Here is a 16,173-nt window from a genome sequence, read left to right on the forward strand (position 1 = left end):
AATCCTCCCGTCGCGCCGGCGACCTCCCCATCCTACACCGGATCTACTCCCCGTAGCCGGGGGGCGCCACGAAGCCGCCGATGGCCGCTTCCGCCAACCTTGCGAACTCGATCGGTGTGCGGTCCTCCAGGTAGGGTCCGATCAACTGCATTCCGACGGGGAGACCGTCCTCCGCCTGGCCTACGGGGACGATTGTGGCGGGCAGGTAGGCCACCGTGGCGAGCCCCGCCCAGAAGAGCTGGGTCATGTACGAGATCTGCTCGTCGTCGACTCGCAGCATGCGCGTCGGGATCGGGCTGTGATCGTGCGGAAAGGCGGTCGTGGGAGAGATCGGGCACAACAGGAGATCGAAGGCCTCGAAGAACTCGGCCCAGCGAACGCGAAGCTGCTCGCGGCGCTCGTTGTCCGATAGCCAGGCTCGGTGAGGGCCGACGCTCCCCCGGATCATGAGCGCCTCCGGGCTGTTGTCGTCCGGTGCCAGGTTGGCCGCGGCGGCCTCCATGTCCTTGATGACGTTGGGTGGAAAACCTGTCCCCATTACGCCGTAGAGGAGCCGCGTGTAGAGCTCGTGGCTCGTCTCGAAGTCGATTTTCGGAAGTGCGGCTTCATCGATCGTGACTCCGGCCGCCGCGACGGCATCGGCGGCGGCTCGGATGCAGCCGCGAACGGCGCTGGATACAGGGTGGCCCGGAAGATCGAGGAGCAGCCCAACGCGGAAATCCTCCAGACGCTGATGGCGGGGGGCAGGCAGTTCGAGGCGCCAGGCGGTCGCATCCTCCTTGAACGGGCCGGACAGCACGTCCATGGCAAGGGCGAGATCGTCGGCCGCGCGGGCAAGGGGGCCTAGCACGGCGAGATCTGCCCGGGACCGTTGGCCCGGGGGGCCGGGGACATGGCCGCGCCCGGACACGATTCCGTAGCTGGGCTTGTGGCCGTACACACCGCAGAAGTGCGCCGGGTTCCGAATCGAACCACCGATGTCGCTGCCCAGCTCGAGGGGTGTGAAGCCCGCAGCCAGCGAGGCCGCCGAGCCCCCGCTCGAGCCTCCGGGGCCGCGCTCCGTGTTCCATGGGTTGTTCGTCGTCCCGTAGACGTCGTTGTAGCTCTGGAAATCGCCAGCGTAGAGCGGCAGATTGGTTCCACCGAAGATGATGGCCCCTGCGTCCTTCAACCGGCGAATGGTGTCGGCATCCTCGGTCGGGACGTGGCCCGAAAGCTCGGGAGCACCGGAGGTCGTCGGTTGGCCCGCGACCTCGATGCATTCCTTCACGGTCATCGGCAGGCCGTGCAGGGGGCCCCAGGACTCGCCGCGGGCTCGGGCCGCGTCCGCCTCGCCAGCACGCTCTCGCGCTTCGTCCGACGCCAGGGTGACGACAGCGTTCAGCTCGCCGTTCCAGCGCTCGATCCGGGCAAGCAACAGATCGAGAAGCTCCAGGCTGGTCAGTTCGCCGCGGTCCATGGCCGCCAGCAGTTCGGTCGCGGATCGGTAGGCCCATGCTGCCATCACTCATTCTCCTGTCTTCCACACGCAATGTGGTAGCGTGCAGTTTCACTCAGCGGGGCACCTCATGGCCAGCATGTACGAATTGAAGGCGAACGCCATCTCCGGTGAAGAGATCGCTCTCTCCCAGTTCGAAGGGCAGCTCAGCCTGGTCGTCAACGTCGCCAGCCAGTGAGGCCTGACTGGCCAGTACGCAGGTCTGCGTACCCTCCATCAGAACACCGACGGTCTCACGGTCATGGGCTTCCCCTGCAACCAGTTTGGAGCCCAGGAGCCCGGCACGAACGAAGAGATCCTCGAGTTCGCGCGCTCCAAGTACGAGATCGATTTCCCGATGTTCGCCAAGATCGATGTGAACGGGGAGTCGGCCTCCGACCTCTACCGATTCCTCAAGGCTGGCAATCCGGATGAGGAAGGCAAGGAGGAGATCGCTTGGAACTTCACGAAGTTCCTGGTCGGAAAGGACGGGCAAGTGATCGCCCGCTACGGGCCGACGACGACGCCCGAAGACATCGGGGCGGGGCTGGCCGAGCACCTCTGATCGGCTGATGGGGGTGCTGGAGGCCTTCTACCGCTAGGATCGGTCGATGGCAGCACGCAAGAGCGCGAGCAAGGTGACGAAGAAGGCCGCCGGCACGAAGAAGCCCGCGGCGAAAAAGGCTGCACCCAAGAAGGCAGCAACGAAGAAGGCTGCGACCCAGAAGGCTTCCGCCACGAAGAAGCCCGCGGCAAAGAAGGCTACGGCCAGGAAAGCCGCACCGAAGAAGGCAGCGGCCAAGAAGGCTGAAGCCACGGAACCGGCCGCGAAGAAGCCGGCTGCCAAGAAAGCCGCCGGGAAGGGGGCCTCCGTCAAGGACGTCCACATGGGGCACATCTTTGCCCTGAAGCCCCGGGTCGACAAATCCTTTCGCCAGGAGGATCTCCGGAGAGCGAAGGAACTGCTCATCGACGAGGCCTACGAGAGCCCTGAGGCTGCGGCTCGAGCGCTCGCCGAAAGAGCACTCGAGCTGACGAGAAAAGGCCCGCCGAAGCGGGGCTTCAACAGCCGCTGAGCCCGCTGGCCGTTGCCATCAGCTCCCGAGCTTCGAGTAGTCGACCGTGCGCCATCGCTCCGGTGCCATGACGAAGACGACGCTTTCGTCATTTCCGGAGTTCGCCACGTACTGATCGCCAAATTCCTTGCCGAGGTAGCGATGAGCCATCGGGCGGGAATCCCGTTCGCGTTCACCGGGACGGGTTTCGGTGATGGCACCCTCGACACTCACATACTGATAGGGCGGAACCTCCGTCTGGGCGCATAGCGAGAAGCGCCCGGCGGCTGCCAGGGCCCGGCCCTTCTGGGAATCCTCGCCGGTAAGTACCCAAAGGCCTTTTTCCGGCGTGTAGTCGTACCAGATGGGAACGCATAGGGGCGCAGCATCCTGGCGTTCGATGCTGATGATCCCGACGTGCAGATCCATCAGGAAGGCCTCGCGTTGGGTCTTGCTCATGCGAAGGGACATTGGGGCTCCGAGGGCGCGGGGGATGTTCGGCCGCATGCGATCGGCTCTGCACATCCTAGGCCTTGTCTCCCGCTCCGGTCTACCCCAGCATGGCGGCAAGGGAGGGCAGGATGGACATCCAGGGATATTGTGATTCGCGCTTCGAAGCTGTTCGCCAGGCATTCTCGGCGAATTTCGAAGGAGGGAACGAAGTCGGTGCTTCTGCCGCCGTGACGTTGGATGGCGTCCCGGTGGTAGACCTCTGGGCCGGTGATGCGGATTCCGACGGGCGACCTTGGCAGGAGGACACGATCGTCAACGTGTACTCGACGACGAAGACGATGGCCGGGACGTGCATGTTGATGCTGGCCGATCGCGGCAGCCTCGAATTCGATGCGCCCGTGGCGACGTATTGGCCTGAATTTGCAGCGAATGGCAAGGCGGGAGTGTTGGTCAAGCACGTCATGAGCCATAGCGCCGGGCTCTCGGGCTTCGACCCGCCGCTCGAAACGGCGGCTGCCCTCTACGATTGGGACGCAGTCGCATCCCGTCTGGCAGCGCAGACGCCATGGTGGACGCCCGGCGATGGCTCGGGCTACCACGCCGTGACGCAGGGTTTCCTGCAGGGCGAGATCATTCGGCGGGTCACGGGCAAGAGCATCGGCGCCTTCTTCCGTGAAGAAGTGGCCGAGCCCTTTGGCGCGGATTTCCATATCGGTCTCGACCCAGTTCATGACGAGCGTGTCGGTGAACTGATCCCGCCTGGTTCCAGCCCGAACGCCGCGCAGGGGGATCCAGACTCCATCGGCGTGCGCACGATGACCAGCTGCCCGATCACCGGGAAAGAGCCGCGGACCTCGGCCTGGCGCCGTGCCGAGATTCCCGCGGCCGGAGGGCAGGGCAACGCGCGCTCCGTGGCGCGCGTGCACTCGGCTCTCGCTTGTGGTGGCGAGGTCGATGGCGTGCGGCTGCTTTCCGAGGCCGGGGTGGCGCGTGCCCTCGAGGAGCAGACCCAGGGAAAGGACCGGGTGCTAGGCGTACCGATCCGCTTCGGAATGGGCTTCGGTCTGGTCGATCCGACATTCCCACTCAGCCCGAACCCGCGGACCTTCTTCTGGGGTGGCTGGGGCGGTTCTCTCGCGGTGATCGATCTCGACGCCCGGATGTCGGTCGCCTACGTCATGAACAAGATGGCCGCGAACATCATGGGTGATGTTCGCGGCGGCAGTATCGTGCTTTCGGCGTACAAGGCATTGGAAGCCTAGGGCCAACACAAGGAGGCTGGCTTCGAAGGGCTATGAGGGCTTCAACCTGGCCTGAGTTCGTTCAGTGGCTTGCGCGGAGAGCTTGTCCCGGAGTCGCGTCTTCCACGAGCGCGTCATCGCGCACGACGAAGGCGCCGCCCACCAACACGTGGGGAATCCCTTCCGATGGCTGATGGGGGTCTTCGAAAGTCGCGCGGTCGCGAACGGTCGCCGGGTCGAAGACGACGAGGTCCGCATCGGCACCGACCCGGATTCGGCCCTTGTTCTGCATGGCCGGGACGAACGTCTCGAGGCGCCGCGCCGGATCCAGGGACATCTTGCGCACGGCGTTCATCAGGTCGAGGGCTTGACGCTCTCGGACGTATTCAGCCAGCACACGAGCACGTGTGCCCGCGCCGCGCGGGTGCGGGCTCGCGCCCAGCATGGGCATGCCATCGGAGGCGATCATCGTCAACGGGTGGGAGACAGCGGCCGCGACCATCTCGGGCTTCATGAAGTGGAGGATCACCGTGCCGCCCTTCTTTCGGTAGCGGGCGAAGCTCTCCGCCGTGAGTCGTTCGCCCGTCGCCGCCCATTGGAGATCGCCGTAGTCCACGCCTCGTTTTTCCTGCCAACCTTCGTCGAAGAGCACGGACTCCAGGGCGGTCGAACCCGCGGTGTAGGGATACGCCTCGACCGTGACGTCCATGCCCTCTGCCCGTGCCTCTTCGATGCGTTCCAGGTATTCGACGACCGCGTCCTGGCTCGAGCTGTTGACGTGCACCACGTGCAACGCCGCACCCGTCTGGCGAGCAAAGCCCAGAACCTCTTCGAGGGGCTTTGTATCTAGTGGACTGTCCTGCATCGGCAGGTGGACGAAGCAGGGCACGCCGCGCTCGGCAGCCAGCTCGAAGACCGCACTGATTTCCGGGCCGTCGGCGCCGGGGGTGTAGGCGAGTCCCATTCCGATCCCGATCGCCCCCTGGTCGAGCTCTTCGGCAAGGGCCGCCACGATGCGGTCGCGATGTTCCCGGTCGGCGACGACGTACCCATAGATCGGCGAAGAGAAAGCCCAGACCCGAAAGCCGGTCCACAAGAGACGTAGCCCGCGCTCCATCGTGCGTGCGGTCAGGAAATGTTCGAGCTTGACTCCGTCGAAGACGAAGGCACGCGCCGGAATATGTCCGGCGGAGGCACCGAAGTGGACGCGGGCACGGCCCTCGCGTCGTGCAAGGAAGCCGTCCAGATGGTGGACGCCCGCTTCGAGTTCGAGGGCAGAGGTGACACCGTCTCGAGCGAGGAAGTCGTAGCTGCGCGGCTCCTGACCGTGGATATGCAGATCGATGAATCCCGGCGCCACCGTCAGACCAGAGACGTCGACGACCTGGGTGCCCACGAGCGGCGTTTCAGAGATCGCGCCGATGCGGCCCTCGCGGATGCCGATCCATCGAACGGCATCGAGATTCGATTCCGGGTCGAGGACCCGCCCGCCCGCAAGTACGAGTTCCCACCCGGCTTCGGCCGAGGCTCCGGCCGGGCCGGACAAGAGGAGGAAAACGAGGCCGAGGAGTCGTAGTTGACGCATCATCCCGGAAGTCTCGCACGTTCGTGAGGCGCTTGGAGGCAGGAGGCCCGATGACAGAACGAGACCGACGAACCCTGGTGGCCCACGGTGCACTCGTCTTCCTGGTCGGGCTGATGGCGGGTCTACCCTTCGGCTTCGAGATCCTCGGCAGGGTCGAACTCTGGCCGATCCCGGGTGGCTTCGATTTCGATCCGCCCGGAGACGTGCGCGGTTGGAGAATGGCCCATCTCGAAGGGATCCTGAACGGCATGCTTCTGTTCGGCGTCGCCGCGGCGGCGCCGCTTCTTCAGCTCGGCCCCCGCGGCGCGGCATGGGTGACGAAGGGTCTGCTCGTGTGTGCATGGGGGAACGTCACCGCGTCCTGGATCGGCCCGCTCTCGGAGACCCGCGGGCTGGCATTCAGCGGTGTGAGCTGGAACAGCCTCGTCTACCTGCTCTTCATCGCCGCGATCATCGGAGTCGTCGGTGCCATGGTGGCGATCTACGCCGGAGCCCGACAGGAGCGTTGAGCGTCGGATGGGTCTTCCGGGCTCAGGCGATGGCGGTGACTTCGTCGATACCGGCTTCGATGCACTCGAGAAGACCGTCCGGATCGGGGACCGCGTGGCGATCCGTGTTGATTCCAAGCTGGAGTTGGCCGTCGTAGCTGAAGAGCGTCACGTTGACGGCGGCGCCGGCCATGGGACCAAAGGGGAACATCTGCTCGATGCGCGCACCGCCGGTGTAGACGGGAAAGCGCGGGCCGGCCACGTTGCTGGTCACGAAGTCGACGGATTTCATCATGCCACTGACGAACGAGGTGGCCGCCACGACACCCAGTCGGTTGATCGCGCCTGAGACCTCGTCCATCAGGGGAAGAGCGGGCTCCGACCGCTGGTCGCGTACCAGCTTCCGGATGGCCCTCATGCGTTTTTTCGGATCCGCGATCCCGATCGGTACATCGAAACGGGCCGGGACGAATTGGTTGCCGGCCTTCTTGCCTTCGTCGCCCTCGCGGATGTTGATCGGCATGTTCATGCGCAGGGCTTCCACGGGACGTCCATGCCCCTCGTGGTAGAGGCGCAGGCCGCCCGCAATGGCGGCTACGAATGCGTCGTTGAGCGTTCCGTCCACAGCCTTGGCCGCAGCGCGTAATGCGTCGAAGGAGACCAGGAGCGCATCGAGGTGGATCGAGAACGAGCGTTCGGTCCAGAGTGGAGAGTGCGGCTCGGTCGCGGGCTTGACCAGCCGGCCCACTGAGCTCGCCGTCTCAGCCATCTTGCGGGCGGCGCCGGTGGGATCCTTCGCCGCTTCCCAAAGGCCCCTGCCAAGGGCCTCGCTCAGCTTCAGGCCGCGTTCGGTGGCGGTCTTCACCCGATGTTGCACCGCGGACGCCAGCTGCTCCATTTCCGTGGCACGGTGCCAGGCGTCCGGGCCCTCGGCCAGGGTTCGCGGCCGGTCCCAACCGGGCTCCGGATCTCGGGAGCGCTCGATCAGGGAGTTGGTCATGCGGATCATTCCGACGCCATCCGAGATCGCGTGATGGATCTTCATGATCACGCCCGCGCGCCCGCCTTCGAGGCCTTCTACGAGATGGAACTCCCAGAGCGGACGGTCCTTGTCGAAGGCCTGGGATCCGATCGGTGCGGCGAGGTCGAGTAGATCCCGAAGGTCGCCTTCGCCGGGCGCGCGCAGGCGCCGCACATGATAGGTGCGGTCGAAGAGCGGGTCCTCTTCCCAGCGCGGTGTCGCCACGCCCAGTCCATCAGCGACGACCCGTTGGCGAAGCCGCGGGATCGTGTCGACAGCACGGTCGAAGGTGGCCTCGAAGCGCTCCAGATCCGGCGAGCGGTCGAGGATCCAGACACTCAACACCGTAGAGCGTAAGATCGGATCGCGTTCGATGTTCCACATCAACGCGTCGCCGTCGCTCATCCACTCTTCGTAGGTTACCGCCATGGGGGGCCTCCGAGGCCCCATTGTAGGACAGGAGGCGGAAGCGGCGGCGAGAAACATCCCCAGCCCCGTTTTCGTGGCCTATCGGAAGGAGGCTTTTCGCGGGGCCCGCCTAGACGGTGGACGAATAGCGCCGAGGCGCATCCTCGGAGGTCTTCAAGTAGGCGTCGAAGGTCATGGCCAGGGGTCGCAGGAAGAGACGGCCTCCAGGCGTGACGCGGTATCCGCCGCCGTCCGCTTCGAGCAGGCCATCCGTCACGAAGCCTTCGAGCTCCCGGTCGAGCCCTGGAACGCGCTCGCGGAGGGCGACGCCGAAGGTGTTGGTGAAAGCGTCGTCGGAGATGCGGCCTGCGCACAGGAGCATCCGAATCAGCCAGCGACGTTCCACGTCGTCGTCGCTGAGCACCATTCCCCGAACGATCGGGAGGCCGCCCTGGTCGATCTTCTCGGCCCAGGCGTCCGGGTCCTTCTCCGATTGCGCGTACTCGCGGCCAAGCTCGGAGATCCCACTCGGGCCGAAGGCAAGAAGGGCGTCGCCGGCGGCCACCGTGTAGCCCATGAAATTCCGGGTCAGGCGTCCCTCGTTTGCGGCGATGGCAAGGCTGTCATCCGGGAGCGCAAAATGGTCCATGCCCAGGTAGCGGTAGCCTGCCCCGCATAGACGCTCGATCGCAGCGGCGAAGATGCCAAGCCGAAGATCGGGGGTGGGCAGATCCTTCTTCTCGAAGCTGCGCTGGGCCTTGGAGATCCACGTGACGTGCGCGTAGCCGTACAGGGCGATCCGATCGGGCCGAAGCTCCAGTACCTGGCGGAGGGTCTCCTGGAACGAATCGACGTTCTGCTCTGGCAGCCCGTAGATCAAGTCGAAGTTGATGCCCTTCGCTCCGAGTTTGCGCGCGCGGTCCACGAGAGCCGCCAGGCGTTCCGGGCGCGAATGGCGATTGATCGCCTGTTGTACTTTCTCGTCGAGATCCTGGACGCCAAAGCTCACGCGGTTGAAGCCGCGGGCCATGAGCAACTTGAGCTGCTCTTCCTGTGTACGGCGGGGGTCGAGTTCGATGCTGCGCTCGGCGTCGGCCTCGGGAGGAAAACGAGAGTCGATGATTCCGATCAGCCGGTCGAGTTCGTGGGTGCGTAGAAAGTTGGGACTGCCACCTCCAATGGCCAACTGAACCTGGGGGCGCTCGGAGCCCAGCGCATCGGCGACCCGGTCGACTTCCCGTTCGATCCGGTCCAGGAAGGGCCCGGCAATCTCGTGATCTTGCGTAATCGTGCGATTGCAGGCGCAGAACGAACAGAGCCGCTCGCAGAAGGGGACGTGCACGTAGAGGGAGACGCTGCGGGCGTCACAGGTCGCCAGCGCGCTTCGATAGTCCTCGGGCCCGAAATCGGTGCTCCACTCGGGGACCGTGGGGTAACTCGTGTAGCGAGGCCCCGGCCCGCTATAGCGTCGAATCAACTCACGGAGCCGGGACGGTTCCGGAATCGTGCTTCCAAGCTCGGAGGGGCCAGGGCGCAGATCAGCCTGCATATTGGAGGGACGCCAACGCAAGCGGCATGCCCGGCTCGGGGGCACTCCGGGCAGCCCGGGTCCTCATTCTGGGGCGATGTGGCTGATGGAAATGGGGCAATTTGGTTCACGTATGGGTCGAAAGGTGTCGCTTCTGGCAGGCAGGTCAATTGTTTCCGGGGCCGCCCGAGGCGAAGAACACCAGCAGGGTGATGTCCTCGACGATCTCGACGAAGGAGTGCTCGGAAGTGGCACGGACATAGAGGATCGAGCCTCGCTTGACGTCCTGCTCCTCACCATCGACGCGGAGGCGGGCGCGGCCGTCGAGGACGAAATAGACCTCGTCCTCATCATGGGGGCCCTGGAGGTCCTTGGCGCCGGCCGCCAGGCGGTAGATGCCGCACGACAGGGACGGTACGCGCAGGAATTCCTTGTAGGGCGTACCGCTGGTTTCGAGGTTTTCGACCACGTCCTCCACTTCGAAGACACGCCAGACCGGCTGCGACATCGATGCTTCTCCTGTGAGTGGGCGGGTATCCTAGGCCAAGATCGAGCGGCCATGGTACGGGATGGGCCTCGCGCTCGGAGCGTTCGCGGCTTCTTCGGAAGTGGAACCCTAGTGGGCGCGAGCTCGAGGCACGTCATCCTGGGTTTCCCGGTCGGCGTTGGGCCCGCTTGCGGGACGCTTTTCGACTTCGATCTGCAGTTCCTTGCGCATCTGGGCGGCGCGTCTCACGGCGGCATCCCGTTCGCGTTCGATCTCGATCACCAGGTCTTTTCGAATCCGTTCGACTCTCTCGAACTCCAGGGCTTCCAGTCGGCCGCGGAGCAGATCTCCGCGCCGGCCCACCAACTCGGCGGGTACCGGGGGCTCCTGCGCGGCTTTGGCGTGCACGAGGGTTCGCTCCTCTCGGGCTTCCTCGCCCTTCTGGGTGCGTACGCGCACGCTTAGGAGATTCTCGCCCTCGGCGAGGGGTACGAGGGCTTCCCAAGTTCCGTCTGCGTGGAGTGTCACCTGGTGCGCGAAGCGTCCGGTCGTCTCGTTTCGCACTTCGACCCGTTCGATCCGCGCAAACTGGAGGGTGTCGACGAAGCGCGAGAGCCGCCCGGGGTCTCGTACGGGGGTGAAGCGCCCGTCCGTGATCGCCGCCATCTCCACCGTCGAGATCGGGCCAGCGAGGGCCTCCGGGCCGATCGCGAAGGAGTAGATCTGCACACCCGTTCGCCGGGCGCGGCCCGCCGCGTCGAGAACTGCGCGCACGTTGGCCCCGTCCGAATCCGGAACCGGCAGGGTGGGTTGGCCGTCCGTGAAGAAGAGGACGACCTTCTGGCTCTCCGGGTCCGCACGCGAGAGCGAGCCGGGCAGGCCTAGCAACTCCAGCACGGCGTGGTCGACCCCCGCGGCCATATGCGTTCCTTCCGCGACGCCCGGCACGACGAGCTCTCTCAGTGCGCGCTCGATACGGGCTACGTCTGCCGTGAGTGGTTCCACGGTCAGGGCGGCACGTTCGATGTGCACGACGCCACGGCCCAGCCCCGGGGACGCCGACACGTCACCTCCGAAAACGATCAAGCCGACCCGTGTCCGCCCGGGGTCGAGTCCCGCGAGCACCCGGCTTGCAGCGGCGGCTTCGGCAGCGAGAATCGTATCTCCCGGGTCACTGCTTCGTCCGTCGCGTTCAGGAAGCGGTCTCCCTACGACGCCGTCTCCATCGACGTCATTGCCCGCGGGATAGGCCGTCGAGCCGGAGACATCGAGGGCAATCACGAGGTCGAAATTCTGGCGACCGCTTCCCGAGGCGGTGGCATGACCGGCGAGAAACGCCGTGCCCGAATCTCCGATCTGGCTCCCGGGCGGAGGGTGCTCGATCACCACCGCGGGGGGAGCCGGCGCCATGGCAACCTGTTGTTCGAGCTTCTTGGCGGCTGCCAGGACTTCAGCCCGGGTTCGCTCCGGTGCCTGGTCGCCGTGGGCCGACCCCGTGGCGACCCGACGTCGCGCAAGGGGGCTGTTGGCGGCGCTCGCCTGGGGCGCGCCTGTCGAGAACAGTCGTCCAAGGCCCTTTTCGTAGGGCTGGGCGATGGCCTCCTGGGCTCCGAGGATCGGCCCGACTCCGACGCGCCAGCCTCCACCGGCCGGCCAGGCCGCTTGAAGCAGGCCGATGACGCGATCCGTCCCCGCTTCGAGTACGGGGGCTCCGCCCCAACCCCGCAGGTCGGGCAGACCCTCGAGATCGATCTCGATTCTCTCGGGTTCGCTGCGGATGACCGTGCCCGGCAGCCGTTCGGTCTCCCCGAGACCGACGATGAGGATTCGATCGCCACGGGCTGGCAGGTCGACGGCCGGTGTGAGCACGCGCACGCCAACCGGCGGCGCCTCGAGCGCGAAGACCAGATAGTCATCGCGAAGCGTCGCCCCCGGTGCGTGATAGGCGCGCCCCGGCGCCGCGAAGAAGCGACGAGATCGTCCGATCGACGCTCCTCCAGAAGCGGTGTGGAAGGAGACCTCGACCGATTCAGCCAACTGGGTGCGGTCGAAGGAATGGGCGGCGCCGACTGCGACCGTGCCATGGGCGCCAGGCAGGAAGAAGACGTTTCCGGCCGTGCCCCCGCCCCGCAAATGAGAGCTGGCCACCATGGGGCCCGCACTCGTGGCGTTCCCTTCCGCGACAGCTTGGATGGTGCCGGCGACGAGAAACGCGAAACCGAACAGGAGGGCGCGCATCACGGAGAACAATACCCCGCCCCGTCGTCGTGGCCCGCCAACCGTTCTCGGGATCTTCGCTACTCGCCCAGCGTCGCCGAAGTGTCTCGCAGCGCCGGTCCCAGGCGCACTTCGACATCGTGTGGATCCAGGCGCTCGCCACATTCGGAACAACTCGGCTCCGCATGTATGATGTGCCCGCAGCTTCGGTGTAGGTGCTCGATGGGTTTGCCGCGGCCATCGTCGTGCCAGCGGTCGCCCCAACGCACGAGCGCCATCATGACCGGATAGAGATCCAGGCCTTTCCTGGTGAGTCGATACTCGTCGCGCGGTGGACGCTCCTGGTAGCGGTGGCGCTCCAGGATCCCCGCAGCCACCAGCTTTTCCAGGCGATCGGCTACCAGGTTGCGCGAAGCTCCGGTGCGCTCCACGAAATCCTTGAAGCGTCGGGTGCGCAGGAAGCACTCCCGCAGGACGAGCAGGCTCCAGCGGTCGCCCACCTCCCCCAGCGCTCGGGCAATGGAGCAGGTCTGGCTGCCGATTTCATCCCATTTCATGGTTGTGAAAGGAGATCATATATGGTTTCATTTTGCAACTCACTCCAAGGCGCCCAGGAAACCTCATGAACGACGTTGCCCAGGTCGATCCCTCCGTCTCGAAGACGCCGCTTCCGCTCGATGCGAAGGGCCTCTCCACCGTCTGCGTCCTGTGCAGCCACAACTGCGGGATCCAGATCGATGTGAAGGGAGGGAAGATCGAGAAGGTCCGGGCCGACGAGACGAACCCGATCTCCAAGGGCTACATCTGCAACAAGGGCTTCAGTGTCGCGCGCTACGCGCACCATGAGCAGCGCACCCAGCATCCGCTGCGACGCCGCGCGGACGGTTCCTTCGAGCGCATCGATTGGGATACGGCGATCCGCGAGATCGGCGAGAAGCTCTCCACCATCCGGGAGGAGCACTCGCCGCGGGCCATTGCCCTGGCGGGTGTCGGGGGCCAGGCCAATCACATGGATGGCAACTACGCGTTGTCGTTCCTGAGCGGGTTGGGTTCACCCTGGTGGTTCAACGCGTTGGGCCAGGAAAAGACGCAACACTTCCTGGTCGACCAGTGGATGTTCGACTCGCCGCCGCAGAACTGGTTCCACCCCGATATCGAGAACACGAAGCTGTTGCTCGCGTTGGGGACGAACCCCCGGATCTCGAATCGTGGGCATAATGCCAACGACACCTTCAAGCGTTTCTCGGAGAACCCGGACCAACGCATGATCGTCGTGGACCCGAGGGAGACCGAGACCACCCGTCAAGCAGATCGCCATCTCAAGACGAAGCCCGGAAGCGACGCTTTTCTCCTGCTCGGGATCGCCGCGACGCTGACGACCAGTGAAGGGTTGGCCGATGCGGCATTCATCCAGGCCCACACCAGGGATTTCGACGTCCTGCAGAAGAGCCTGGCCGAGGTCGACGTCGCTGAGATGGCCGAGCGTAGTGGCATCACGCTGGATGAGCTGCAGGGCGTGACCCAGGAGCTGGCCAGCTCCGATTCGGCCGCGATCATGTTCGATCTGGCCGTCGAGCAGCTGCCCCACTCAACGCTGATCTCGTATCTGATCCGGGTGATCTCTTCCCTTACCGGAAACGCGGTTCAACCGGGTGGGAACCTCTTCATGGAAACCCAGGCGCCGCCCGAGTGGAGCCCGAAACGTTGGGCGCCGCTTCCGGCCACCCGCGAAGCGGGGATACGGGGCATTGCCGCAATCGGCGGTTTCCCGATGTACTCACCGACGCTGCTCTCGGAGGAGATCACGGTCGACCATCCGGAGCGCATTCGCGGGCTCATCGTGGAGGGAGCCAATCCGATCCTCTCGTACTCGGACGCAAACGCATTTCGAGAGGCGCGCAAACAGCTCGATCTCCTGGTCGTGATCGACCCGGCCATGACCGAAACGGCCCTGCTGGCGGACTACGTGTTGCCGACGCCGTGTGGGTACGAAAAATGGGAGACATCGGGCTTTCCGCGCTCGTCGTCCTCGGTCTTCCTCCAACTGCGGCCGCCGATCATCCCGGGACCCGAGGAAGCGCTGCCCGAGCCCGAGATCTACGTCCGGCTGGCCGAGGCGATGGGTCTCGTCCGGGAGGTCCCGGCGGAACTCTGCGAGCTGGCCCCGGCCGGAACTACGGCCGAGGGTGCCGCTGCGATCTTCGGGAAGGTGCAGGAGCTGGCGACGAGCCGCACCGAGATCCTTTTCTGGGGTTACCGCAGTCTCGGGGCAGAGCTGGCAGCGCCCTCCTTGATCGCGATCTGGGTGACGGCTCTGCAGAATGCCTTCGGCCGGCGCGATTCCGTCGTGCGCAGCTTCGGTGAAACCTGGAAGGACGTCGGGCCGTTCGAGTTGGCGATGGAGATCTATCGCAGGGTGCTGGAGCATCCGGAAGGCGTCGAGATCGCCCGTACGGTTCCGGCGGGCGAGGCGTTCGACGCATGCGTCGGTTGGGAAGACAAGAAGATCCGTCTGGCGCCCGAGGACATGCTGCCCGAGATCGCTCGTGCGATCGACACACCGCTGCCGACCGACCCGGAATACCCCATGGTGCTGGCGAGCGGTCTACGCACGAGATGGAATTGCAACACGGTCCAGCGCGATCCGAAATGGCGAAAGGGCCGCGGCCCTCATTGCTCGTTGCACCTGGCTCCTGCAGATGCGGCGCGGCTCGGCATCGAGGAAGGCGAGCAGGTACGGCTTGCGACGAAGCGGGGGGCCGTCGAACTGCCTGCGGCCGTGGACGACCGGCTCCAGGCGGGCCATGTGTGGGTCCCGAATGGCTTCGGCATGGCATACCCGAGTGGGCCCGGCGGTGAGTTGGAGGTTCAGGGTGCCAACTTGAACGAAATCTCGGATGCAGCCGACCGGGATCCGATCACGGGCTGCCCCCATCACAAGTACACCCTTTGTCGCGTGGAGAAAGCTGCAGCGTGAAGACGGCCATCGGCGCAGGGGGCGCAGGCTCCGGCGGGAAGCGGGATTTCGATCGCACGGTGGCCTTCGCCGTGGAGGCGGAGAAGCTCGGGGTCGATCAGGCGTGGACAGCGGAGGCCTGGGGCCTCGATGCGGTCAGTACGCTGGCCTTTCTGGCAGGCCACGTGAAGCGTATGACACTTGGCACGGGAATCATGCAGGTGAGTGCGCGGGCGCCTAGCATGACGGCCATGACGGCGCTGAGCATGGCCGCATTGACGGGGGATCGTTTCATCCTCGGTCTCGGCAACTCCGGGCCGCAGGTCGTGGAGGGCTTGCAGGGCGAACGCTTCTACAAGCCCCTCTCCCGGATGCGCGAGGTGATCGAAATCGTGCGCATGGCTTGCCGCGGAGAAAAGCTGGAGCACCAGGGTGAGCACTACGTGTTGCCGCGTCCGGGAGGCGAGGGCAAGGCATTGCGGATCTCCCAGCCACCGAACGAGAACCTGCCGATCTGGTTGGCCACGCTCTCGCCGCGAGCCCTGGCGCTGACCGGTGAATTGGCGGATGGCTGGCTCGGTACCTCTTTCGTTCCGGAGCGCGCCGAAGCCCATCTGGAACATCTGCGTCGCGGCGCGGAGAAGGCGGGGCGGAGCCTCGACGATCTGACGCTATGCGTCGGTGCAGCAGTGGCCTTCACCGACGATCCCGCGCCTTTCGTGCAGCGGGCGAAGCCGCAGATGGCATTCACCCTTGGCGCGATGGGTTCCGCAAAGACGAATTTCTACAACGACGCCTACAAGCGCAGTGGCTTCGAGGATGCGGCCAACGAGGTCCAGCAGCTCTGGGTGGCCGGAAAGCGCGAAGAAGCGGCCAAGGCCGTTCCCGACGCCATGATCGAGCAGACGTGCTTGTTCGGAAACGAAGCGCATGTGGCCGAGCGCATCGCCTTGTATCGAAAGGCCGGAATCGGCGTCTTGCGCCTCGACCCTCATGGCGAAACTGCCGGCGACAAGCTCGACACCCTGGGCCGAGCCGTCGATCTCGTGGGTTCAGCCGGCTAGCCGTCGAACGCGTGGGCTCTGCCGGTTAGCCGTCGAGTTCGTAGGCTCTGCCGGCTAGCCCCAATCCGTCATTGGATCCGGGCCCCTGAGGGTATCGGTCCGGGTCAGGCGGCGAGTTGTTCGATGGCCCGATTGAATCGTTGGCGGGTGGAGGCCTCGGCAGCGATCCGCAGCTCGGCGCGCCCCTGAGGCC

Annotated in this window: 13 protein-coding genes and 1 pseudogene; 6 read left to right on the plus strand and 8 right to left on the minus strand. The window is 65.4% G+C overall.

The window, feature by feature from the left end; genetic code table 11:
• Window positions 1-43 precede the first annotated feature (43 nt).
• The gene (locus tag GY937_06195; protein MCP5056303.1) at window positions 44-1,504 is read right to left on the minus strand and encodes an amidase; all 1,461 of its coding nucleotides are present in this window, start codon (window positions 1,502-1,504) and stop codon (window positions 44-46) included.
• Window positions 1,505-1,568: 64 nt separating this feature from the next.
• On the opposite strand from GY937_06195, the gene GY937_06200 reads away from it, so the two are divergent.
• Window positions 1,569-2,042, plus strand: a complete 474-nt coding sequence (locus GY937_06200; GenBank protein MCP5056304.1) for a glutathione peroxidase — start codon at window positions 1,569-1,571, stop codon at window positions 2,040-2,042.
• 94 nt (window positions 2,043-2,136) lie between these two features.
• Window positions 2,137-2,340 (plus strand): annotated as a pseudogene (locus GY937_06205) (histone).
• A gap of 231 nt (window positions 2,341-2,571) precedes the next feature.
• Here the strand turns inward: GY937_06205 and GY937_06210 are convergent.
• Window positions 2,572-2,991 (minus strand): pyridoxamine 5'-phosphate oxidase, encoded by a 420-nt coding sequence (locus GY937_06210; GenBank protein ID MCP5056305.1) that lies wholly within the window; start codon window positions 2,989-2,991, stop codon window positions 2,572-2,574.
• Window positions 2,992-3,092: 101 nt separating this feature from the next.
• On the opposite strand from GY937_06210, the gene GY937_06215 reads away from it, so the two are divergent.
• Window positions 3,093-4,247, plus strand: coding sequence for a beta-lactamase family protein (locus tag GY937_06215; protein MCP5056306.1), 1,155 nt, complete (start codon window positions 3,093-3,095; stop codon window positions 4,245-4,247).
• Window positions 4,248-4,308: 61 nt separating this feature from the next.
• Here GY937_06215 and GY937_06220 read toward each other — a convergent pair whose 3' ends face one another.
• Window positions 4,309-5,811 (minus strand): amidohydrolase family protein, encoded by a 1,503-nt coding sequence (locus GY937_06220; protein ID MCP5056307.1) that lies wholly within the window; start codon window positions 5,809-5,811, stop codon window positions 4,309-4,311.
• 50 nt (window positions 5,812-5,861) lie between these two features.
• Between GY937_06220 and GY937_06225 the strand changes: the two genes are divergently transcribed.
• The gene (locus tag GY937_06225) at window positions 5,862-6,320 is read left to right on the plus strand and encodes a hypothetical protein (protein MCP5056308.1); all 459 of its coding nucleotides are present in this window, start codon (window positions 5,862-5,864) and stop codon (window positions 6,318-6,320) included.
• A gap of 22 nt (window positions 6,321-6,342) precedes the next feature.
• Here the strand turns inward: GY937_06225 and GY937_06230 are convergent, their stop codons facing one another.
• From GY937_06230 to GY937_06250, 5 genes are all read right to left on the minus strand, one after another.
• Window positions 6,343-7,749 (minus strand): wax ester/triacylglycerol synthase family O-acyltransferase, encoded by a 1,407-nt coding sequence (locus GY937_06230; protein MCP5056309.1) that lies wholly within the window; start codon window positions 7,747-7,749, stop codon window positions 6,343-6,345.
• A 109-nt stretch (window positions 7,750-7,858) separates the two neighbouring features.
• Window positions 7,859-9,277: an oxygen-independent coproporphyrinogen III oxidase gene (gene hemN / locus GY937_06235; protein MCP5056310.1), complete on the minus strand. Its 1,419-nt coding sequence runs from the start codon at window positions 9,275-9,277 to the stop codon at window positions 7,859-7,861.
• Window positions 9,278-9,422: 145 nt separating this feature from the next.
• Window positions 9,423-9,764: a cupin domain-containing protein gene (locus GY937_06240; GenBank protein MCP5056311.1), complete on the minus strand. Its 342-nt coding sequence runs from the start codon at window positions 9,762-9,764 to the stop codon at window positions 9,423-9,425.
• 108 nt (window positions 9,765-9,872) lie between these two features.
• The gene (locus tag GY937_06245; GenBank protein ID MCP5056312.1) at window positions 9,873-11,984 is read right to left on the minus strand and encodes a VWA domain-containing protein; all 2,112 of its coding nucleotides are present in this window, start codon (window positions 11,982-11,984) and stop codon (window positions 9,873-9,875) included.
• A gap of 56 nt (window positions 11,985-12,040) precedes the next feature.
• Window positions 12,041-12,517, minus strand: coding sequence for a helix-turn-helix transcriptional regulator (locus GY937_06250; protein ID MCP5056313.1), 477 nt, complete (start codon window positions 12,515-12,517; stop codon window positions 12,041-12,043).
• 65 nt (window positions 12,518-12,582) lie between these two features.
• Here GY937_06250 and GY937_06255 point away from each other — a divergent pair, with 65 nt between their 5' ends.
• Both GY937_06255 and GY937_06260 read left to right on the plus strand, forming a co-directional pair.
• Window positions 12,583-14,937, plus strand: a complete 2,355-nt coding sequence (locus tag GY937_06255) for a molybdopterin-dependent oxidoreductase (protein ID MCP5056314.1) — start codon at window positions 12,583-12,585, stop codon at window positions 14,935-14,937.
• Between the two features lie 8 nt (window positions 14,938-14,945).
• Window positions 14,946-15,980 (plus strand): LLM class flavin-dependent oxidoreductase, encoded by a 1,035-nt coding sequence (locus tag GY937_06260; GenBank protein ID MCP5056315.1) that lies wholly within the window; start codon window positions 14,946-14,948, stop codon window positions 15,978-15,980.
• The last annotated feature ends 193 nt before the right edge of the window (window positions 15,981-16,173 follow it).

It is taken from the genome of bacterium (assembly GCA_024228115.1).
Lineage (GTDB): Bacteria > Myxococcota_A > UBA9160 > UBA9160 > UBA6930.